Raw genomic sequence first — 21,275 nt, 5'->3', positions numbered from 1 at the left:
CTCCCCGTGAGCATCATGGCGCTCATCGTGGGGTTCATGACCTCCTTGGCGTGGATCTCCGTCGAAGACCGGCGTGGCCGCGTGCAACGGCTGGAACCGGACCAACGGCAACGCTTCGCCATTGGGACGCTGGACCTCACGGAAGAGAACGAGGACCTTCGCCTGGAGGTCACCAAGCTTCGCGTGGAGAACACAAAGCTTCAGAACGCGCTCGCCAAGAACAGCAACGCGAGCGAAGAGTTGAACAAGAGCTTGCAGGAGATGAAGGTCTTCGCGACCCTCACCGACGTCGAAGGGCCCGGGGTCTCCGTGGTCTTGCGCGACAGCAAGAAGCCGATCGAGGCAGCGATCGACCTGGGCGGTCAGATCGTGCACGACACGGACGTGTTGCGCGTGGTGAACGAGCTCAAGAACGCGGGCGCCGAGGCGATCACGGTCAATAAGCGCCGGGTCGGGCCCCGCACGAACTTCCGGTGTGTCGGGACGACGATCCTGGTGGACGACTCCAAGATCGCCAGCCCCGTGATCATCCGCGCGATTGGAGAGACAGAGACGCTGTTCGGCGCGATGAACCTGCCGGGCGGGGTCTTGGACGAGCTTCGGCAGGTCGACCCGAACATGGTTGAGATCCAGCCGGTCGAAAGGATGCGGCTCGCCGCGTTCTCGGGCTCGACCACCACGAAGTACATCACGGTCCCGGTAGACAAGGAATGATCCTCATCCCCCTCCTCGCCTTGGCCATTGGAGTCGCCCTTGGGTTTCTCGCCCGGGGGACGATCAGCCCTGGCTTCGGGGTCTACCTGGGCGTGGCCGTGATTGCGGGGGTGGACTCGGTTTTCGGGGGGACGCGGAGCGTCCTCGAGGGCAAGTTCCACACGGACGTCTTCGCCTCCGGCTTCTTCGCCAACATCATCATTGCGTTCTTCTTAGCGTGGTTTGGCGACCGGGTCGGCGTCGATCTTTACTTCGCAGCCGTCCTGGTTATGGGTTGGCGGATTTTCACCAATCTCAGCCTGATACGCCGTTACCTTTTGACACGCTATCACGACTATCGCGAGCAAAAGCGACAGCAATCCGAGCACAATCGGCAACGGGCTGAGGGCGAATCTGCCAGCAGCAGCCTTGCTTCATGAGCTCAAACTCAGTTTTCGCCGTTGATCTAGGGAGTACGAAGGCGGTCTGTATCTCGGCCGCCCTGAACGCGCAGGGCGAGGTCCGCATCGACGCGGTCGCCGATGTTTCCTGCCAGGTGACCGATAAGGGCGTGGTGAGCGACCAAGAAGCCGCGGGCCGGGCCATCGACGAGGTCGTCGCCAGGGTCGAGCGCACGCTCGGCAAACCTGTCGATATGCTCGCCGTCACGTTGAACGGGGCGCACCTGCAGAGCGTGAACGGCCAAGGGTTCCTCCCCATCTTTCCCCCTGGCCGGGCGGTCCGCCGCGACGACGTTTTGAACGTGGTGAACCACAGTCGCCAGGTCGTGCTGCCGCCCGACCGCGAGCAGGTGATGGCGCTCCCGCGCGAGTTCACGGTCGGCACGCATCGGGGCGTCGCCAAACCGATCGGCATGACCGGAGACCGGCTGGCCGTCGTCACGCACCTGGTCACGGCGCGGACGGCGGCGATCCAAGCTTTGGACAAGGCGGTGACGGTCGCGGGCCGCCAAGTCGCGCAGATGGTGGCGGACCCCATCGCCTCCGCCCTGGGCTCGCTCCAGGGGGACGAGGCCGGTCGGGGCGTCGTCGTGGTGGACATCGGGGGCGAGACCACGGGGATCACCGTCCTAAAGAACGGCTCGGCCGCCTATTCGGCCGTGGTCCCAGTCGGTGGCGTGCACGTCACCAGCGATCTAGCGCATTTGCTGAAGGTCGGGCTGGACGAAGCCGAGCGCTTGAAGGTCGCGCACGCCAGTGCAATTGCGGCAGAAGTCCCAGCGAACGAGGCGGTCTACGTCACGCAAAAGGACTCGGACGAGGCTCGGCCGATGCAGCGTCGGGTACTGTGTGAGATCGTCGAGAGTCGTCTGCGTGAAATTGCCAGTTTAGTGCGTCGGCATTTGGAACGGAGCGGCTGCCATGACGGGTTAGAGGCTGGGTTGGTCTTGACCGGCGGTGGGGCGCAAATCCCGCTCGCTCCCCAGCTTTTCGCCGACGTCCTGGGAGTCGGTTCGGGCCGGTTAGGAGTGCCGAAAGTGCTCGGCCCAATGGCGCGCAGCATCGAGACGCCCGCGATGAGCGCGGTGGTCGGGCTCGCCCGCTACTGCTTGGAAGGCGAGGAGCACGAGTTGGCCCCGGTTTCCGGCATCGCGAGTTGGAAGGACAAGATCAGGACGATCCGGGCTTTGTTCGGCAAGTAAAAGGGAGAAACACGGTGAACAGCAACGGGGCAGTAATTAAGGTCGTTGGCGTCGGCGGGGGCGGTTCGAACGCGGTCAACCGCATGGTCGAGACCGGCATCCAGGGCGTCGAGTTCGTCGCCATGAATACCGACACCCAGGTACTTGACAAGTCCCTGGCCGACAAGAAGATCCAGCTCGGCACGAACTTGACCCGCGGCCTCGGCGCTGGGGGCGACCCCGAAGTCGGGCGCGCCGCCGCCGAAGAGAGCAAGAACGACATCCGCAAGCTCGTCGAGGGCGCGGACATGGTCTTCATCACCGCCGGCATGGGGGGTGGCACTGGCACCGGCGCGGCGCCGGTCGTGGCCGACCTCTCCCGTGAGCTCGGTGCGCTGACCGTCGCCATCATTACTCGACCGTTCGTCTTCGAGGGCCCGCGCCGCACGCGGCTCGCCGACCAGGGCGTGACCTCGCTCATGGGACGGGTGGACACCCTCATCACGATTCCTAACGACCGCCTGATGGACGTCGCCGAGCGGAAGACGACCCTGCTCGACGCTTTCCGCATCGCGGACGACGTCTTGCGCCAGGGCGTTCAAGGCATCTCCGACATCATCACCGTCCCCGGCCAGATCAACGTGGACTTTGCCGACGTGAAGGCCGTCATGGCCGGCGCCGGCCCGGCCCTCATGGGCATCGGTTATGGCGTCGGCGAACAGCGCGCCCTCCAGGCCGCCCAGACGGCGACTTCCAGCCGCCTCCTCGAGCAGACCATCCACGGCGCCCGAGGGCTCCTGGTCAATATTTCCAGCAGCGAGGACCTGACGCTGGCCGAGGTCACAGAGGCCATGGCCTACATCCACTCGCTCTGCGACGTGGAGGACGCGAACATCTACTTCGGCACGGTGGTGGACGACAAGCTTGAAGGCGAAGTGAGGATCACGGTCCTCGCGACGGGCTTCAACCCGGCCGTCCGCGCTTCGAACCCGGCGTTCGTCGACACCGCGCGCGAAGAGGCGGAGTCGGCCGTGGTCGAGATGCCCGAGCCGGTCGCGAAGACCCCGAGCCGGCCCGAGGTCACCGACAAGCGCATCTCCCCGCGGGACATCTGGGAGCGGGCCCAGCGCGGCCTCCGTGATTCCACGGGCAAGCTCGAGGACGTCTACGACGAGAGCGAGATCGACATCCCCGCCTTCCTGCGCGAGCACCGCCAGAAGAACAGCTAGTTCTCAGGGCTGTGGCTCGTAAGCCACAAGACCGACCTCGGCGGCAACGTCGAGGTCTTCGTGGTAAGGCACCACCCGCACGACGTACCCCCGGTGACCCGGGTCAGTCGTCGCCACTTGGCCCTCGAAGACGTGGGCCTGGCCCTCTTTCCCGGCCGGTTCCAGGTCGCTGATCTCCAGGTTCGAAAGCTCGCGGTTGGTCGAGACCTGTCCGACGACCGCCTGCACGCGAACTTCCTCGACGTTCAAGGGCCCAAGGTCCACGAGGGTGCGGACCTTCACCCGCTGCCCGAGCGGCACCGATCGCTTGGCATCATCGGTGACCGAGACGATGCGGACGCCCTTCCAGGCCGACCGTAGCCGGTCGCGCCACGCCAAGGCGTCCTTTGCCCGGCTGAGGCCGTTCGCAGACATTCTTTGGTAAGACTCGTCCGACGGCACGTAGAACCGGCTCGTGTACTCCCGGACCATCCTCAGGGTGGAGAAGTAGGGTGAAAGGTCGCGCCAGGAGCGCTTGATCATCTCGACCCAGCTCGAGGGCACACCGCCGTCCACGCGGTAGTAGAACGTCGGGGCGATCTCGGTCTCAAGCAGGTTGTAAAGCGAGCGGGAGTCGAGCCAGTCTTGATAGCCCTCGTCGGCGTTGTCGTTGCCGTCGCCGACCGCCCAGCCCAGTCCGGGTCGGTAGCCCTCGGCCCACCAACCGTCCAGGACCGAGGCGTTCAGGCCGCCGTTCGGCACGACCTTCATGCCGCTCGTGCCGCTGGCTTCGAGGGGGCGGCGCGGGTTGTTCAGCCAGAGGTCGACGCCCTGGATCATGCGCCTTGCGACGCTCATGTCGTAGTCCTCCAAGAACACCATTCGGGTGCGCGCCCCTTCGTGCCGGATGAAGTGGACCAAGTCTTGGATCAGCTTCTTGCCGCCGTCGTCCCGGGGGTGGCTCTTGCCCGCGAAGACGAACTGGATCGGGCGGTCTTGGTGGAAGAGCAGCGCCTTGAGCCGTTCTCGGTCCTGCAAAAGCAGCGTCGCCCGTTTATAGGTCGCGAAGCGTCGGGCGAAGCCGATCGTGAGCACGCGCGGGTCGAGGACGTCGTTGTGCGAGGCGTCGAGGGGCGGCGAACCCGCCAGCCGCAACGTGTGGGTCAGCCTTCGGCGGCAATAGCGCACGAAGTCGCCGCGTTCGTTCTCGCGCATCTCCCAAATCTGGTCGTCGGGGATTTCGGCGGCCCTCGCCCAGATTTCGGGGTCTGAGGGGTCTTCGCGCCAGTCGGTGCCCAGGTGCCGGTCGAAGAGCTCGGTCATGCGCCGGCTCATCCAGGTCATGGTGTGGACGCCGTTGGTGATGGCGGCGATGGGGACCTCTTCCAGGGGATAGTCCGGCCAGCGGCGGCTGAACATGCCTCGTGAGACCGAGGCGTGCAACTTCGAGACGCCGTTCACGCGGTTCGCGTTCTCCATCGCGAGGATCGCCATGTTGAACCTCTCGCTCGTGTCGGCGGGGTCAAAGCGGCCGAGGCCGACGATCTTCTGGAAGGGGACCCCAAGGTCGCCGGTCGCCTTGGAGACGTATCTCTCGACCAGGTCGACGGGGAAGAGGTCGAAGCCTGCCGGAACCGGCGTGTGGGTGGTGAAGACATTGCCGGCTACCGTGGCTTGGCGCGCGGTGCGGAAGTCGGTGTTTTCCTCCGCCATGGTCTTTCGGATGCGTTCGAGGGCCAAGAAAGCGGCGTGGCCCTCGTTCATGTGGCAGACCGTCGGCTTCTTACCCAGGGCGAGCAACGCCCGGTAGCCGCCCAAGCCGAGGATCATTTCCTGGCGGATGCGCATGGTCTCGTCGCCGCCATAGAGCGTGTCCGTGATGGTCTGGGCGTCGGCCTCGTTCTCCAGGATGTTCGAATCGAGCAGGAACAGCTCCACCCGGCCGACCTGCGCCTTCCACACTTGGCACTGGACGTCGTTCTCCGGGAACTCGACCTTGATGCGGAGGGGCTGGCCGTCCTCGCCGGACATGAGGGTCAGGGGGAGCCGGAAGAAGTCGTATTGGGGATAGCGCTCCTGTTGCCAGCCGTCCGGGCTGAGCGACTGTCGGAAGTAGCCCCGCGAATAGAGGAGCCCGACCCCGACCAGCGGCACGCCCAGGTCGCTGGCGGCCTTCAGGTGGTCGCCGGCCAGCACTCCGAGGCCGCCGGAATAGATCGGCAGCGCCTCGCTCAGACCGAACTCGGCGGAGAAGTACGCCACCAGGGTGTTCTCCCGGTGGCCGGGGTACTTGCGGTCGAACCAGGTTTCCGCCGACATGTAGTCGTCGAGGGTCTTCTCGATGACGCCCAGCTTGGCCAGGAAGATTTCGTCGGCCAGGAGCCTCTCGATCTGTTCGTCGCCTAGGCGGTTCATGAGCTCGACAGGGTTGTGCTCGACGGTCTCCCAGAGCTCCGGGCCGATCTCGCGGAGCAGGGAGCGGGCCTCGTGGTTCCACGTCCACCAAAAGTTGTAAGCGATCTTGCGCAGGGGCTGCAGGGGTTCGGGCAGCTTCTTGACGACTTCGAACGAGTGGGCGAATTTCAGACTGCGCATCGGCTCCTACCCATTATCGGCCAGTCCCGCGCAACTTTGCTTGTTCCCCGAATTCCGGCCTAGGGTTCGCCGAGCTTGTCCAGAGTGGCGCCGGCGTGGTCGGCCTTTAGTTCGTATCGCTTGCCGTCCAGCCAGAAGGGGCTCACCGTGACCAGAGACCAGGCCCGGGGAAGCCGCGGCTTACAGCTCAAGACCATGCCGTTGCGCAACTGCCTTGTCCAGGCAGCCCCCGCGAGGGGCTGGTCGTCGATGCGCAAGCCAAGAAACCCGTACAGTACGGTGTTCAAACATCCTGCCGCACCGGTGAGAAAGACGGTGTTCTTGCCGTTCGGCGCCTCGCTGAAGAGGAGGAGGCTGTTCTGGGTGTAGGGTTGCCATCCGTAGCGCCACTCCTGGTACGCCCAATCTGGGTCGCCGAACCGGGCGCGGGCGATCGCCTCCACCGAGCGGCTCATCGCGGGCCCGTTCGGGGTGGATTTGCCAGCAAACCGGTCCAGCATGGGAACGGCCTGGGCCTCCGCCGCCGGGTTTTGCAGGGGCCAGACCGCAAGGATCGCGGCCGCCTGTTTGTAGGTCGTCACCTTATCGCCGTCATAGGTGAGGAAGACCCCGCCTTTCGCGGGCAAAACGGGCTGGAACGCGAACTCGGGAAACGCCTGGCGCAGGCACCAGTGGGCGACAAGGTTCGTATAGAGGTCGTTGTCGGCCGCCTTGGCGAATTCATCAGGAGACATGGTGCCCAGGATGCCGAAGCTTTCCCCTTGCATCACGGCACGCTGCCGGTAAAACTCGGCCGCACCGCGCACAGCCCGCTCGGCTTCGGTGGCTTCGACATAGCCCAGCGCGCTTGCTTGCCAGAGCCAAAAGCCTACAGTTCCAGTAAGGTGGTGTTGGTTCCTGGCGTCGCCAGGCGCTTGTTCGTCTCCCTTACGGCCGGATTCCCAGGGGAACATCAGCCCCCGGGCCGCTCTTGCAGGTTGGAAGCGCTCGGCCAGGCCCGGCTTTCCGTGGAGGTTCCGGGTGCGCAGCCATTCGTCGAAGTTCTTCTCGGCCTGCCCCATTCGCTCGACCCGGTACGCCGTGACCTGCCGGGCGAGGTCGGGCAGCAGGAAGAGCGCGCCCGGCAGGATGAAAGCGTCAGCGTCCCAAAACTGTCGGCCCCCATATCGATCGCTGGTCAGGCCAAAGGGGCCGACAGGCTCGCCCGGCACGAGCGGCGAAAGGGTGGCGAGGGAACGGACGAAGCTGTCGACGGCGACCTGGTCGTCGGCAGGCCCGTCGATCACTATCTTAGGGAGCTCTGGAACGACCCCCGCCAGCCTGGGTGGAAAGCTCAGGGTCCCGCGCGACGAGGCCCGCGCCGACCGGACGAGCGCGCCCAGTGATTTCTCCTCGTCCCTTTCAAGCGGCCCCGGAGTGGCGGCAAGGCCGTGTTCGGCGAGGTCTGTCAAGTCGGCCTTTGCCAGGGAGACCTTTAAAGGCCCGTCCCGCCTGAGGCTCCACTCCACGCGGGCGGACGCGCCGTCGGCGGCCAGGGCGAAGGTTGTCTCGCCCGTGATCCCCGAGCGGGTGCGGAACTTGGTGCGGACCTCGCCGGCCCCGACCCACTGCCGGTCTCGCGAGGCGAGGTCTTCGCGACCGAGCAGTCTGCCCTGGACCACGGGCTTCGGCCACTGGAAGTCGAGCGGTTTCAACTTTTCAGGGGGGCCGTCGTCCCAGACCCCGGCGACATACGCCTGGAAGGGAAGCCCGAGGTCGTCCAGGAGGAACGCGATCCTGCCGTTGCCGACCGCGGCCGGGGGCTCCGAAGGCAGCTCGGGCGTGGGCCCTTGGCAGCCGAATGCCGTCAGCAACAAGAAGAGGACGAGCAGTCGGTAGGGACGCACCGCCACATTTTGGCCGCCGATCGTGCCGTCCACGGAGCGTGGCAGCCGGCGGTACCATGCCAATCACTATGCAAGGCGAAATGATCGAGTTCGAAGGGAACGGGCAGACCTATTCCGGTTATCTGAGCGAGGCTGAGGGCGGCGGCCCGGGCGTGATCGTCATCCAGGAGTGGTGGGGCCTGGTGGACCACATCAAGAACGTGGCGGACCGCTTCGCGGCGGCCGGCTTCACGGCCCTCGCGCCGGACTTCTTTCACGGCAAGGTCACGACCGATCCGGACGACGCGGCGACGATGATGATGGCGCTGAAGATGGAGGAGGCCTCCGCCGTCGTGAAAAGGGCGATCGACGCCCTTCTCGCCCGTGGTTCGACGACGGGCGACATCGTCGGGGTGGTGGGCTTCTGCATGGGCGGCCAGCTTGCCCTCTATGCCGCGACGGTGGACGACCGCATCCGGGCCTGCGTCGACTTTTACGGGGTCCATCCCAATGTGGACCCGGACTATAGCAAGCTGGTCGCGCCGGTGCTCGGGCTCTTTGCGGAGCACGACGAGTTCGTCGAGGAAAGCGCGCTCGCGGGGCTTGACGCCACGCTCGCCGAGCATGGCAAGGCGCGGTTCCTGCATACCTTCCCAGGGGTCAAGCACGCCTTCTTTAACGATGACCGCCCGGAGGTCTACGACGAAAGAGCGGCGGCCCAAGCATGGGAGATGACGCTGCGCTTCCTGCGGGAGAAGATCGGCGGCGAAGAGCGAACGTTCCCTGTGTAAAGCCTATCGGGAAAGCAGCTTCATCACGAGCATGCCGAGGCCCGTGCCGGCCAAACCGACGGCCGCCATGTGCGCCCAGGTGAAAGCCTGCCGGGTCCAGGTGGTATCGGTCCGAGGGAGCCGCACGTCGGAGATGTGGAACGGCTGGTTGTTGGTCCAGCCGTCGCTCATCAAGAGCTTGCCGTTCTCCGCGTCGTAGGAGACCACGGTGGCGTTCCACCATCCCCAGTGCGGCCAGGGGACGTTCAAGGTCATCCCGGGGGTGACGCTAAACCGGCGGACCTCTTCGGGTTGGAGAGTGCTCTCGCCTCCGTTCAAGAACTTGACGGTGACGGAATAAGGTTCGACGGAGCGCACCCGTGCCGGATAGCTGAAGCCATCGGCCGAGCGGGCGAAGACGAGGTCGTCCACCTTGAGCGGCCTCTGGATCGCCTGGCGTTCTTGGAGGGCCCGGAGGACCGCCTCGCGGTCGAGCCCGGCCTCTTCCGCGGCCTGGACGATCTCGCCGAGATCCCGGCCGAAATCGACTTCTTCTTGTGACTGCTTCTGCAGTTCTTCGGCCCGGGCGAGAACGAGGCGCATCTCTTCTTGATCCATCTGTCCGCGAATTGTCTAGGGTCTGGGCGGGGCGAGCCGGGACTTCTGAGTCCCAAAAGCCATATGAGTTTGGGTGGCAGAGGGTTGCACGGGGAGGGTGTGGAAAAGTTTATCGTCCGATCGCCGGGGGTCGAACGTCTTCAAACCGAATTAGCCGCAGATGAGGCTTAAACGAGTCAAGATCGTCGGGTTTAAGACGTTCGCAGACCGCACGGAATTCGAGTTGGACGGCGACGTCATCGCCGTCGTCGGCCCGAACGGGTGCGGGAAGTCGAACATTGTCGACGCCGTGCTGTGGGGGCTTGGCGAGACGAACGCGCGTTCCTTGCGCGCCCAAACCGGGAAGGAAGTGATCTTCGCCGGTTCCAGCCAGCGGAAGCCGGTGGGCTACGCCGAGGTGACGCTCGTCTTCGACAACGAGGACGGGCAGTTGCCGATCGAGTCGGCTGAAGTGGCCGTCACCCGCCGCATCACGCGGGGCGGCGACGGCGACTATGCGATCAACCGGCGTTCATGCCGGATGAAAGACCTCCACGACCTTCTCGCCGACTCCGGGCTGGGCAGGGCGGGCTACGCCATTGTCGGCCAAAGCGAGATCGACCAGGCCCTGGGGGCCTCGCCCACCCAGCGCCGTGCCTGGATCGACGAGGCCGCTGGCGTCCACCGTTACCGGGCCCGCCGGGTCGAGGCCCAGCGTCGGCTCGATTCTTCGGAGGCCCACCTTGCCCGCGTGCACGACGTGGTCTCGGAGCTTGAGTCGCAGATGAAACCGTTGGCGCGCGAGGCCGAGGTCGCCCGGCGGTACCGGGAAGTGGCGAACGCCCTCCGCGAGGTGGAGTCGGGCCTGCTCGCCCGCGAGTTCTCGAGCCTCGGCAAGGACGTCTCGGCGGCGATGGAGGCCGCGGCGGAAGCCCGTGCGATGGCGGACAAAGAAGGCGGCCTCGCAGCGGACTGCGACGAGCGGGCAGTAGAGGCCGCGACCCGGGCAGAGCAGCTGGGAAGGCAGCTGGAAGCGGATCGAGAAGCGTTGCGGCGCGCCTCCGTCGAGCGCGAGCAGGCGGAGGCGGCGATCAACGTCGCCCGGTCCCGCATCGAAGGCTTGCACGCGCTGGAGGCGAACCTGGAAGAGGAGGGCGCGGCCCACACGGAGCGCGAGCGCCAGGCAGAAGAAGACGTGGCGGCCGCCCTCTCTGAGGTCGAGGCGCGGAGCGCCGCCGTCCGTGAGTGCGAGGGTCAGGCGAAGGGGAACGACGCTCAGGGCAAGGCCCTCGCCGAGGCCCTTCGCCAGGCCGAGAAGGCCCTGGCCGAAGCCCGCGAAGCGGCCGAGGTGCGTCGCCGAGCCGAGGTAGAGCGCGCCCACCGAGACGCCCGCGCGGAAGAGGTCGAGCGGGAACTGGAGGGAGTGGACCAGTCGCTCCCGGATCTGCGGCAAGCCTTGGCAGAAGCGGAGCGGAGCCTTTCCGAGGCCGAAGCCACGATCCAGGAGGCGGAGAGCGAGGCCCATGCCCTCAAGGAAGAGCGGGCCGCCCTGGGCGAGCAACTCGCCGAACTGGCAAAGCGGCTCCGCGACGTCCTCGCTGAAAGCGCCGCGCTCGAGGGCCGCCGTCGGGGCATTGAATCCACCATTGCAGCCCACGAGGGCCTTTCGCAGGGCTCCCGGGCGGTGCTGGACTTGGTTCGGCAGGGCGCGCTCCCGGACCGCTACCGGCCGGTCGGCGAGGCCCTTCGGACCGAACCGGCCAACGCCCTCGCGATTGATACCGCGCTTGGGGCGGCCGCCAACGACCTCATCACGCCGGGCGAAAAGGACGCGAAAGCGGCGATCGAGGCGCTGAAGCGGGATCGCCTCGGGCGGGCGACGTTCCAGCCGCTGGATTTGGTGCGGCCGCGTGCGGACCGCGGTACGGGGCCGACCGGGCCCGGCGTCGTCGGCCGGGCTTCGGAACTCGTGGCCTGCGAGGCGAGCGTCCGCGCCGTGGTCGACTCGCTGCTGGGCAACGTGACCGTGGTCGAGACCCTGGCCGACGCGTTGCGCCTGGCTCGGACGAAGGGCTGGTCGCGGCTGGTGACCTTGGATGGCGAGGTCGTCCATGCCAGCGGGGCGGTCACGGGCGGTCGCGCGCTCAGGACCGTGACGGGCCTCGTCCAGCGTCGCGCCGAGCTCGACGAGACGCTGGACCAGATCGACGGGGCCGAGGCGGAAGCGGAGGCCCTACGCGCCGAAGAGCAGCGGCTCGCCGAAGAGGCCGAGCGGATCGAGGCGCAACTGGCGGAGGTGGCGCGGAGGCGCGAGGCGGACTCTGCATCGCGCGAAGACGCGCGGGCATGGCTAGCGAGCGTCCGGCACGAGCTGAACGGCTGCGAGCGCGACCGGGACCGGTTGGCGACAGAGCGGGACTCCCTGCGTGCAGCGACCCTGCTCGAAGCGGTCGAGGTCGACCTGCCCGCGGCCGAGGCCCGGCGGGACGAGGCTTGGAAGGCGGTCGCTTCGCACTCCGAGGAGCTTCGCCTCACGAACGAGCGGCTTAAGGAGCACCGCGACCACCTGGGCCAGGCAGAGGCCCGCTTGGCCGAAGCCAAACGGCGTCTCATCCGGATCAAAGAGTCAGAGTCCGCGCGCGAGAAACGGCGGGACGACCTCGGCCCCCAGCGCGAGCGCCAGGAAGCCACCATCAAAGAGGCCGAAGCGACTCGACAGCGGGCGGAGGAGGAAGCGGCCCGGCTCCAGGCCCAGACCGAAGAGCGCGAAAAGATGCGCACGGCCGCCCTGGACGAAGCAGGCCAAGAGCGGGAAGCGGCCTTCAAGGCCCGGCACACGGCGTCGGAAGCGGAGCGGAAAGCGAACGAGCACGAGGTGGCGCGCGCCCGTGCCGAAGCCCGTCGGCAGGCGTCCCTAGAGAGGTTGCTCTCCGAATACGGGATTGATGAGGCCGAGGCGGACCGGCTGGCCTGCGAGACGGAGCTGCCTGCCGAGGCCTCCTCGACTGTGGCCACCCTCCGCCGGGAGATCCGCGCCATGGGCGACGTCAACCTGGGGGCGATCGAAGCCTATGAGCGGCTTTCCGAGCGGCACGGAGAACTCACCGCTCAGACAGCCGACATTGAGCAGGGCCGTGCCGAGATCTTGGCCGCCGTACGCGAGTTGGACCGGCTGACCGCCGAGAAGTTTCGCGAGGCGTTCGACCGGGTCCGCGAGGAGTTCGCCACCACCTTCGTCAAGCTCTTCGGCGGCGGGCAGGCCGAGCTTCGCCTCGTTTCGGACGAGGAAGCCGACGGAGAAGAGGGCGTGGAGATCGAGGTGACGGTCCCGGGCAAGAAGCGCCAGCGCCTCGCCCTGCTCAGCGGGGGCGAGAGGGCGATGGCGGCGCTCGCGTTCCTCTTCGCCCTGCTCCGGGTGCGGCCCAGCCCGCTTGTGGTCCTCGACGAGGTCGATGCTCCGCTCGACGGCCGGAACGTGGAGCGCTTCGTGAGCCTGCTTCGCGAGTTCTCCGGCGGCACCCAGTTCCTCCTCATCACGCACAACCCGATGACGATCGAAAGCGCGGACGTCTGGTTCGGCGTGACGATGCAGGAGCCCGGCGTCTCGACCGTCGTGCCCTTCAAAGCCCCTCCAAAAGCCTCGGTCGCGTAAAGATTGCAAGCCACATATAAACCGTCTATAATCAAGGCTCACAGGACGGACGAACACCATGCGTACCCCCTTTATCCTTTGCACGATGGCGCTCCTCGCTTCTGCGCGCGCGCAGAACCTCTTCGTCAACCCCGGCTTTGAGACCGGGAACTTCAATGGCTGGACCCAGCGCAACACCCCGAGTGGCGGCGGTGCCCCAGGCCAGGTGACCAGCTTTGATGTCACGGGCGGCGGGGCGAGCCTCGCCGCGCGGTACATCGTGGGCAACACCCAGTTCACCGGGACCGAGGCGGGCATCGAGCTCGTCCAGAACCTGAACCTGACGGGCGGCGTTCAGTACTCGCTTGGATTCGACTTTGCGGTCGAGAATACCGGTGGTCCGAACGCCCAAGGCGGCCGGTTCTCGATCATCGTGAACGGCACCGAACTCTCGGCTATCGCCGTCGAGCAAATCGGCGGGAACCAGATTGTGCGCAACTCCGTGGCGGCCATTTTTACGCCGGGGACGACTGGCGTCTACGAGGTGGGAGCGCGGATCACGCGGCGGTTTGAACCCTCGATCGGTGGGCTTCTTCGCCAGTATGCGGATAACTTCCAAGCGGTTCCGGAGCCGACGACGGTGCTTGCCTTGGCGGCGGGCTTAGCCCTCTTGAAGAGGCGCCGGCGCTAAGGGGTCCGATTTTCATCGGGCGGCTGGCGCAACCTTGCTTAACATTGGGATAATGGTCTCGGATGGCGAAGGCGGAGACGAGGGAGCAGACGACCCATGGTATCGTCTCGCTTCCGACGATGCCGCGCACCATGCTTGCTGGACTGATCCTGGCCGCTGGAAAGGGCACGCGGATGCGCGGCGAACGGGCGAAGGTTTTGCACGAGGTCGCCGGGGCGTCCATGATCGAGCTTGTCTCGCAGGCCGTGCGCCAGGCGGGGGTCGAGAAGCCGATCGTTGTGGTCGGTCACGACGCCGAGACCGTGGTGGCGACCCTGCAGGACGGGACGCACCAGTTCGTCGAGCAGCGCGAGCAGTTGGGCACGGGCCACGCCGCCATGATGGCGGTCGACCTGCTGAAGGGCCACGACGGCCCGGTGCTGGTCACGCCGGGTGACACTCCGCTTCTTTCCGGCGAGACCCTCGCGGAACTCGTCAAGACCTTTACGGACGAGGGTGCGCAAGCCGCCGTCGCTTCATTCGTCACGTTTGAACCGGGTTCCTATGGACGCGTGGTGCGGGACGAAGAAGGCCACGTTAGCGGGATCGTCGAGGCGAAAGACGCGACGGCAGAAGAGCTTGAGATCAAGGAAGTCAACGCGGCCGTCTACTGCTTCGACTGCGCGACCCTTCTCCGCCACTTGCCGAACCTTCAAAAGGGTAACGCGCAGGGCGAGTACTACCTGACCGACGTGATCGCCGCGATCCGCGGGGAGGGCGGCAAGGTGGTCGCCACCTGCTTTGACGACCCGGACGAGTTTATGGGCGTGAACGATCGTTGGCAGCTCGCCGAGGCCTCCCGCATCATGCGGCTCCGGGTGCTGCGGCGGCACGCCCTGAACGGGGTCACCATCGTCGACCCGAGCAGCACCTACATCGGAGCGGGGGTCCAGATCGGCCCGGACACGCTGGTGCACCCCATGACGGTGATCGACGGGGACACGCGCATCGGGTCCGGTTGCACGATCGGGCCGAACGCCTGGGTCAAGGATTCCGCCATTGGGGACGGTTGCCAGGTCTTCATGAGCCATGTGGACCAGGCGGAAATGGCCGACGGCGCCCGCTGCGGCCCCTTCAGCAACCTCCGGCCGGGCACGCGGCTCGGCGCCCGGGTGAAGATCGGCAACTTCGTCGAGATCAAGAACGGCCAGATCGGCGAGGACGCGGCGGTCTCGCACCTGACCTATATCGGCGACGCCAGCGTCGGGGCGCGCACGAACGTCGGCGCGGGCACGATCACCTGCAACTATGACGGATTTGCCAAGCACCGCACGGAGATCGGCGCGGACACGTTTATTGGCAGCAACTCCACGATCGTGGCCCCGCGCACCATCGGCGACGGCGCCATGGTCGCGGCGGGCAGCGTGGTGACAGAAGATGTTCCGGACGACGCGATGGCGGTCGGTCGGGCAAGGCAGGTAACAAAGGAGCAATGGGTAGCGTCGTGGCGGCAACGGAGACAAACGGAAACCTTGAAAAAGAACGAGACCTCAGCGGACTAAGGATCTTCTGCGGCAACTCGCACCCCGAGCTGGGGGCGAGGCTGACGGCCTACCTTGGGACTGAGCTCGGTCGCCTCACGCTGACACGCTTCAGCGACGGCGAGATCCGGCTTATGGTCGAGGAGAGCGCTCGCGGCAACGATGTCTTCATCCTCCAGCCGACGTGCGCGCCGGTCAACGACACCTTGATGGAGCTCTTGATCATGCTGGACGCCTTCCGAAGGGCCAGCGCGCGCCGCATCACGGTCGTCATGCCTTACTACGGCTACGCCCGCCAGGACAAGAAGCTGCAACCGCGCGAACCGATCACGGCGCGCCTGGTCGCGGACCTGATCGAGGAGGCGGGGGCAAACCGGGTGGTCTGCGTCGACCTGCACGCGGAGCAGATCCAGGGCTTCTTCGACATCCCCGTCGACCACCTTTACGCGGGCCCCGTGCTGGGCCGCTGGCTGAAGGAGAACGGCTATGGCGACTCGGACGACGTCTGCGTCGTGAGCCCGGACGTCGCCGGTGTGCAACGCGCCCGCTCGCTCGCCGAGACTCTGGGCGCGCCCATCGCGATCATCGCCAAGCGTCGGCCCGAGCCGAACAAGGTGGACATCATGGAGATCATCGGCGACGTCAACGGGATGCGCTGCGTGATCATCGACGACATGATCGACACGGGCGGGACCATCATTCGCGGCGCCGAGGCCTTGCGCAAGCGCGGAGCGACCGAGGTCATCGCCACGGGCACCCACGCGATCATGAGCGGCAACGCTCCCCAGAGCCTGCAGGACAGCGTCCTGAGCAAGGTGATCGTGACCGACACCGTGCCGATCCCCAGCGTGAAGATGTTCCCCAAACTCAGCGTGCTGCCGATCTCGCCCCTGCTGGGCGAGGCGATCGTGCGCATCCACAAGAACGAGTCGGTCAGCGGTCTTTTCGAAGGTTGGCGCTAAGGGCGGTCACCAGAGGCCCGCTCCAGATCCAAAGCCGGTGAGGGCCTCGACGATCTCGGCTTCGACGTCCTTTCGCGTCCGGCCAGAGGCCCTGCCCACAGAATAGCTGTGGTCTGCGCCCTCGATCCAGTGCAGCCGCCAGGTCTGGGCATCGAGGCGCTGGTGGACGGCCTCCATCAGTCCTCGCGTGCAGAACTCGTCCCGGGTTCCGCTGAACTGTAGGGTCGGCGTCTGGATCGACGCCAAGTGCGCATCGCGGAGCTTTTCCGGCTGGCCGGGGGGATGGAGGGGGTAGGCGAAGAGCAGGAGCCCGTCGGCGGTCCGCGCCTCGGACTCCATGACAGACGCCACGCGCCCGCCCATCGAGTGTCCGCCGACCACGAGCCTCTTCGGTGAGAGCTGTCCGCGCACGCTGTCCACCACCGCACGGTAGGTCTGGACGAGCAGAGGCATGCGGTCCGGCAGGGGCCGGCCACAGGCGCGGTACAGGAAGTTGAAACGGGCGACCGAAGCTCCAGTCTGCCGCACCAAGCCGGCCAGCCATTCCATGGTCTTGTGCTCCATGTGGCTGCCTGCACCGTGGGCCAGGACGACCACGGTGCTCCCGTCCCCCTCCGCCATAACCGGCACCTCGCTGTCGCGGACCGGCACCGTCCAACGCGCCATCCGCCCATGATATCTGGGCACGCAGCGCGGGTCCGTTCAGAATGGCGGCTACGGATGGACTGGGAAGCGCGCCTTTGGGAGGGACGGCCGGGCATCCGGCAGCGAGCCTCCCTCGTGGCCCTCGTCGCGGCCGCCGCCGGCTACATTCTCTTCCGAGGCGAGGCCTTCCACCCGAATGTGGCCCCTTTCATGGCCCTTCTCGGCGGTGGCGTGGTCTTGGCTAGCACGGCCGAACTTTTTTTGCCCCTAAAATTTAGCCTTGGCGAGAACGAAGCGCGCCGAAGGTGCGGTCTTTCAGTTACCGCGATACGTTGGTCCGACGTCAAGCGTCTCATCCCTGAGCAGGGAGGGATCAGGCTTTCCCCGCTAGAAAAGCCGGGCCGGTTAGACGCCTTTCGGGGGGTGCAACTGGTCTATGCAAGCAACGAGGCGCAAGTATTGGCCAAAATACGCGAACTCTGGAAGGCCGATGGAGACGTTCTGGGAACAAGACCTCACGCGGGAGGAGACGGACCGCTTGATCGAGAAGGTGGCGGATGAAGTCGCTAAGCGAGGCATGGAGGTGCCCGCCGTCTTTTTCCTGGAGATGCACAAGCCTGTGATGGGCATCGCTGCCCAGGGGACGATCGCTTTCTCTCCGTTCCTTGTGCCGTTTTTGGGCTTCGACGCCATCAACGACTATTCGCGGCTCATGCGCAACCGCGCAGCCCTTGAAAGGCTGATAAGCCGGATCGAAGAGAAAAAACTCGCGGGGCAGGAGGCTTAGGTGCAATACCTCGACACCGGTTGGTTCGGCATCGTTGTCACGTTGGTCATGGTGACCTTCATCCTCTTCAACATTTACCGCGCCCAGAAAGGGAAGAAGGAGCTGTTTATCCGCCGCATCCCGGGGCTGAACGCGATCGACGATTCGATCGGCCGTGCCACGGAGATGGGTCGGCCAATCATCATGGTCCCTGGGATCGGGACCCTGAACGCGGTCTCGGTCCAGGCGCTCAACGTCTTCGCCCACGTCACAAAGATCGCTGCCCAGTTCGCCACGCCCATCAAGCTCTGCATCGCGGACGCCGCGGTCTACACGGTGGCACAGGAGATCATCCGCGAAACATATCAGAAACAAGGCTTGATCGAACGCTACGATGTGGACTCGGTGCGGTTCGTGAGCGACCGTCAGTTCGCCTTCGCGGCCGGCGTGAGCGGGACCATCCTGCGCGAAAAGGCGGCGGCGACGTTCCTGCTCGGTGAGTTCTACGCTGAGTCGCTGATCTTTGCCGAGACCGCGAACAGCGTCGGCGCGATCCAGGTCGCAGGTTCGACCCAGACCGCGCAAACCCCGTTCTTCATCGCAGCCTGCGACTACGTCCTCATTGGCGACGAGTTCTACGCCGCCAGCGCCTATCTGAGCCGGATCCCGGTCTTGGTCGGCAGCTTGGTCGGCCAAGACTGGTGCAAGCTGCTCGTCGCGTGCTTCGTCATCTTCGGCTTCCTCGGGATGAGCATCGAACGCACGCAACAGACCACGATGGCGCGGGTCGGTTTCTCAGACGCAGAGCCCGAGCGGTTCGAGCAGATGAGCGACGAAGAAAAGAGCGTCTACGAATCGACGGAGCGGCTTTTGGAGCAAGAGCCCGCTTTGAAGACCAGGGCCGACACCTCTGTCTATCGACTTTTCAACCCACTCATCACAGATAAGGACATCACGATCGAACGACCGCAGAAACCTGAGACAGGTGGCGGACAGTGAACCAACTGATCGCCCAAGTGCCGCCGATCACGTTCTGGGGCGTGACGCCAGGCTCGCCGGAAATGTGGCTGAAGATAGCCGTCACCCTGGTGATCGGCTTCGCGGGGGTCATTGCCTGCACCCAGCTCCCGGCCCAGGCGCGCCGCGGGGTGGTGTGGATCTTCACCTTCGCGGCCGGGCTCTTCTACTTCTTGCTCTGGATCGTGCCGCAACCGATTAATCGCGCCGCCGGCGACCTGCCGCGGCCCGGTGAGGAGTTCGGGTTCTTCCTCTCGGACGCGTTGCCAAAGGTCGCCGACGTCGCAAACATCCTGACCGCGTTCCTGCTCGGCCTCGGGATCTACTCGCTCCTGCGCGTCCATATCGGCCGCATCGTCCGGCGTCAACCGGACCGCGAGTTCAGCGCGCTGCTCCTGGGAAGCATGGTCGTGATGGTGGGCCTCGGCTATGCCGACTGGATCACGCGCCGCTTCGGCGATCCGCAAGGACAGCTCGACCTCATGCAGAACTGGATGCCGGTGAACTTCGCCTTCGACCTGTTCTTCGACGGGCTCCTGCAACAGATGGACGCGGCTATGTTCTCCATGATCGCGTTCTTCATCCTCTCTGCGGCCTATCGCGCGTTCCGGATCCGCTCGGTCGAATCGACCGTGCTGATGGGAAGCGCGCTGATCCTGATGCTCAGCCTGCTGGGCGCGCTCGTCGTGCTCTGGAACTCGGGCGTCACCGGACTGGCAACTGCCCTCAACCTGCCGGGAGCCTCCGCGACGACCGGCGAGGCGCACTTCTTGAACAACTTCAAACTGAACGTGGTCGCCGACTGGGTGCGGTCGTTCATGCAGGTCCCCGCCTTGCGCGCTCTTGAGTTCGGAGTCGGGCTTGGCGCGCTCGCGATGGGACTGCGGCTTTGGCTCGGACTTGAGCGAGGAGGGGTCTCCGGATGAACGGTGAACGGACTATTTGGGAAAAGCTACAGGCAATCGACCGGCGGATTCTTTACGCCATCCTTGTCGTCGTCGTGAGCATTCCGCTCTTCGTCCCGGCCACGATCCCGGTCGATCCAGATCCTTCTTCGAAGGACATGTACAAGGCGCTGATGGACGTCCCGCCGAACAAGACCGTGTTCATCCAGTCGGACTGGACGGTATCCACGCGCGGCGAGAGCCAGGGGCACCTTGAGGGCCTTCTGCGGATTGTCATGGCGCGCAAGCTGAAGTTCGCCATCTATAGCGTCGCCGACCCGCAGGCGCCGCAGGTCTTCCGCAACGTCATCTCCCAGCTGAACCTCGAGCGGCAGCGCATCGGCCTGGAGCCGTACCGAAGTTGGGAGGACTATCTCGACCTCTCCTACTTCCCGAACGCGGAGGGCACCCTGAACGCGGTCGCCTTCGACGTTCGCCAGGCGATCGGCTCGCGGCGGGTCAAGGACCCTGCGGGCGTCGAAAGGCCGATCTTCGAGTCGCCCGTGCTGCGGTCGGTCCGCAAGATCGGCGACGCAGGGCTTTACGTTGTCGTCACTGCTAGTGCTTCGATCGATATCGCGATCCAGCGCCTTTCCCGAAAGACGAGACTCTCCGCGATGACGACCGGCGTCACCGGCCCCCAAGTCTTGCCGTTTTGGCAGTCCGGGCAGGTCGTCGGGGTGGCGATCGGGCTTAAAGGGGTCTACGACGTCGAATACATGATGCGATACGGGCTCAACGTGCCCGACGAGACCGGAAACATCATCGTTCCGTTCCCACAAAAGAGCAACGTCTCCGCCCCGTCACTGAGGTCGATAGAGCCAAACACCATCACCTTCGCACGTGGCCAAAAATACTATCTTGCGTTCCACGTGGCGATCGCGTTGCTGATCACCGCGGTCGTGGTCGGAAACATCGGCATGATCCAGGTGCGGAGGGCAAAGCGTTGAACATCGGGACTTACACGCTGATAAAACTGACGCTCGGCGTCATTGCCACCATCGGCCTGTACAGCGTGCTCTATAAGGAGACCAAGCTTTACCGCTTCTTCGAGCACATCTTCCTTGGCCTTGCTGCAGGCTATTCGCTCGTCGCGCTTTGGCGCGAGACGCTCTTCCCGCTCTGGTGGGAGAAAATGGTCGGCCAGATCGACACCTCGACCGGCGCCCTGGAGCAGCCCGCCTATTGGATCTACGCCATCCTCCTGCCCGTCGGCCTCATGGGCTATTGGGTCTTCAGCAAGAAGAACGGGTGGATGAGCCGCGTCCCCATCGGGATCATCCTCGGCCTCTGGGCAGGGCAGCAGATCCAGGTCTGGTGGCAGACCTATAGCGGCCAGATCATGGGCAGCATGCAGCCCATCATTCCGACCTCCATCCAGCTCGACCAGCCCTTCCAGTGGACCAAGCCGGGAACGGCCGGCCTTGAGCCCGCCGCCCGTGCCGCGATCAACGGGGCGCTCTGGCCGAGCCAGGCTCTCAGCAACCTGATCTTTGTGGTCACCGTGCTCGCCTCTCTCAGCTACTTCCTCTTTAGCTTCGAGCTCAAGGGCAAGTTCCTTCTCAGCTTTAACAAGCTTGGGCGCTGGATGCTCATGGTCGGCTTTGGCGCGATCTTCGGGAGCACGGTCATGGCGCGTTTTGCGTTGGTCATCGACCGCATGTTCTTCATCTGGGTCGAGTGGATCCAAAGTTTCCAGAACCTGGGTGGCGGCGGCCCCGCCGGCTAG

18 protein-coding genes are annotated in these 21,275 nt (G+C 65.4%); 14 read left to right on the top strand and 4 right to left on the bottom strand.

Going from position 1 to position 21,275, the window contains the following annotated elements:
• The first annotated feature begins 6 nt into the window (after positions 1–6).
• From KF733_09715 to ftsZ, 4 genes are read left to right on the top strand one after another with little or no spacing between them, the layout of a single operon-like run.
• On the top strand, positions 7–714 hold the full coding sequence (locus tag KF733_09715; GenBank protein QYK55278.1) for a DUF881 domain-containing protein: 708 nt from the start codon (positions 7–9) through the stop codon (positions 712–714).
• Complete coding sequence (locus tag KF733_09710; GenBank protein QYK55277.1) at positions 711–1,133, top strand: small basic family protein; 423 nt, start codon at positions 711–713, stop codon at positions 1,131–1,133. Before KF733_09715 ends, KF733_09710 begins: the two co-directional genes overlap by 4 nt.
• Entirely contained in the window at positions 1,130–2,356 is a 1,227-nt protein-coding gene (ftsA, locus tag KF733_09705) for a cell division protein FtsA (GenBank protein QYK55276.1), read from the top strand. Before KF733_09710 ends, ftsA begins: the two co-directional genes overlap by 4 nt.
• Before the next feature lie 14 nt (positions 2,357–2,370).
• Positions 2,371–3,564: a cell division protein FtsZ gene (ftsZ, locus tag KF733_09700; protein QYK55275.1), complete on the top strand. Its 1,194-nt coding sequence runs from the start codon at positions 2,371–2,373 to the stop codon at positions 3,562–3,564.
• A 3-nt stretch (positions 3,565–3,567) separates the two neighbouring features.
• Here ftsZ and glgP read toward each other — a convergent pair whose 3' ends face one another.
• Positions 3,568–6,138 carry an alpha-glucan family phosphorylase gene (glgP, locus tag KF733_09695; protein ID QYK55274.1) on the bottom strand — a complete coding sequence of 857 codons (2,571 nt, stop codon included), beginning with the start codon at positions 6,136–6,138 and terminating at the stop codon, positions 3,568–3,570.
• A gap of 59 nt (positions 6,139–6,197) precedes the next feature.
• Entirely contained in the window at positions 6,198–8,024 is a 1,827-nt protein-coding gene (locus tag KF733_09690; protein ID QYK55273.1) for a hypothetical protein, read from the bottom strand.
• A gap of 56 nt (positions 8,025–8,080) precedes the next feature.
• Here KF733_09690 and KF733_09685 point away from each other — a divergent pair, with 56 nt between their 5' ends.
• A complete protein-coding gene (locus KF733_09685) occupies positions 8,081–8,794 on the top strand; it encodes a dienelactone hydrolase family protein (GenBank protein ID QYK55272.1) in 714 nt (237 codons plus the stop codon).
• Between the two features lie 3 nt (positions 8,795–8,797).
• On the opposite strand, the gene KF733_09680 is transcribed toward KF733_09685, so the two are convergent.
• Positions 8,798–9,391, bottom strand: a complete 594-nt coding sequence (locus KF733_09680) for a hypothetical protein (protein QYK55271.1) — start codon at positions 9,389–9,391, stop codon at positions 8,798–8,800.
• A gap of 160 nt (positions 9,392–9,551) precedes the next feature.
• Here KF733_09680 and smc point away from each other — a divergent pair, with 160 nt between their 5' ends.
• The 4 genes from smc (at position 9,552) to KF733_09660 (ending at position 16,174) form a co-directional block, all read left to right on the top strand.
• On the top strand, positions 9,552–13,022 hold the full coding sequence (smc, locus tag KF733_09675; protein QYK55270.1) for a chromosome segregation protein SMC: 3,471 nt from the start codon (positions 9,552–9,554) through the stop codon (positions 13,020–13,022).
• An 85-nt stretch (positions 13,023–13,107) separates the two neighbouring features.
• A complete protein-coding gene (locus KF733_09670; GenBank protein QYK55269.1) occupies positions 13,108–13,692 on the top strand; it encodes a PEP-CTERM sorting domain-containing protein in 585 nt (194 codons plus the stop codon).
• A 62-nt stretch (positions 13,693–13,754) separates the two neighbouring features.
• Positions 13,755–15,233 carry a bifunctional UDP-N-acetylglucosamine diphosphorylase/glucosamine-1-phosphate N-acetyltransferase GlmU gene (gene glmU, locus KF733_09665; GenBank protein ID QYK55268.1) on the top strand — a complete coding sequence of 493 codons (1,479 nt, stop codon included), beginning with the start codon at positions 13,755–13,757 and terminating at the stop codon, positions 15,231–15,233.
• A complete protein-coding gene (locus KF733_09660; GenBank protein QYK55267.1) occupies positions 15,164–16,174 on the top strand; it encodes a ribose-phosphate pyrophosphokinase in 1,011 nt (336 codons plus the stop codon). Before glmU ends, KF733_09660 begins: the two co-directional genes overlap by 70 nt.
• A 6-nt stretch (positions 16,175–16,180) precedes the next feature.
• On the opposite strand, the gene KF733_09655 is transcribed toward KF733_09660, so the two are convergent.
• Positions 16,181–16,840, bottom strand: a complete 660-nt coding sequence (locus tag KF733_09655; protein QYK55266.1) for an alpha/beta fold hydrolase — start codon at positions 16,838–16,840, stop codon at positions 16,181–16,183.
• Positions 16,841–17,309: 469 nt separating this feature from the next.
• Between KF733_09655 and KF733_09650 the strand changes: the two genes are divergently transcribed.
• From KF733_09650 to KF733_09630, 5 genes are read left to right on the top strand one after another with little or no spacing between them, the layout of a single operon-like run.
• Positions 17,310–17,606 (top strand): hypothetical protein, encoded by a 297-nt coding sequence (locus KF733_09650; protein QYK55265.1) that lies wholly within the window; start codon positions 17,310–17,312, stop codon positions 17,604–17,606.
• Positions 17,607–18,584 carry a hypothetical protein gene (locus KF733_09645; protein ID QYK55264.1) on the top strand — a complete coding sequence of 326 codons (978 nt, stop codon included), beginning with the start codon at positions 17,607–17,609 and terminating at the stop codon, positions 18,582–18,584.
• Complete coding sequence (locus KF733_09640) at positions 18,581–19,528, top strand: hypothetical protein (protein ID QYK55263.1); 948 nt, start codon at positions 18,581–18,583, stop codon at positions 19,526–19,528. The genes KF733_09645 and KF733_09640 overlap by 4 nt, the downstream gene beginning before the upstream one ends.
• Entirely contained in the window at positions 19,525–20,496 is a 972-nt protein-coding gene (locus KF733_09635) for a hypothetical protein (protein QYK55262.1), read from the top strand. The genes KF733_09640 and KF733_09635 overlap by 4 nt, the downstream gene beginning before the upstream one ends.
• The gene (locus KF733_09630) at positions 20,493–21,275 is read left to right on the top strand and encodes a hypothetical protein (protein QYK55261.1); all 783 of its coding nucleotides are present in this window, start codon (positions 20,493–20,495) and stop codon (positions 21,273–21,275) included. The genes KF733_09635 and KF733_09630 overlap by 4 nt, the downstream gene beginning before the upstream one ends.

Source organism: Fimbriimonadaceae bacterium (genome assembly GCA_019454125.1).
Taxonomy (GTDB): domain Bacteria; phylum Armatimonadota; class Fimbriimonadia; order Fimbriimonadales; family Fimbriimonadaceae; genus JALHNM01.
The sequence above is the reverse complement of the archived record's forward strand: the minus strand, read 5'-3'. Positions and strand labels throughout refer to the sequence as shown.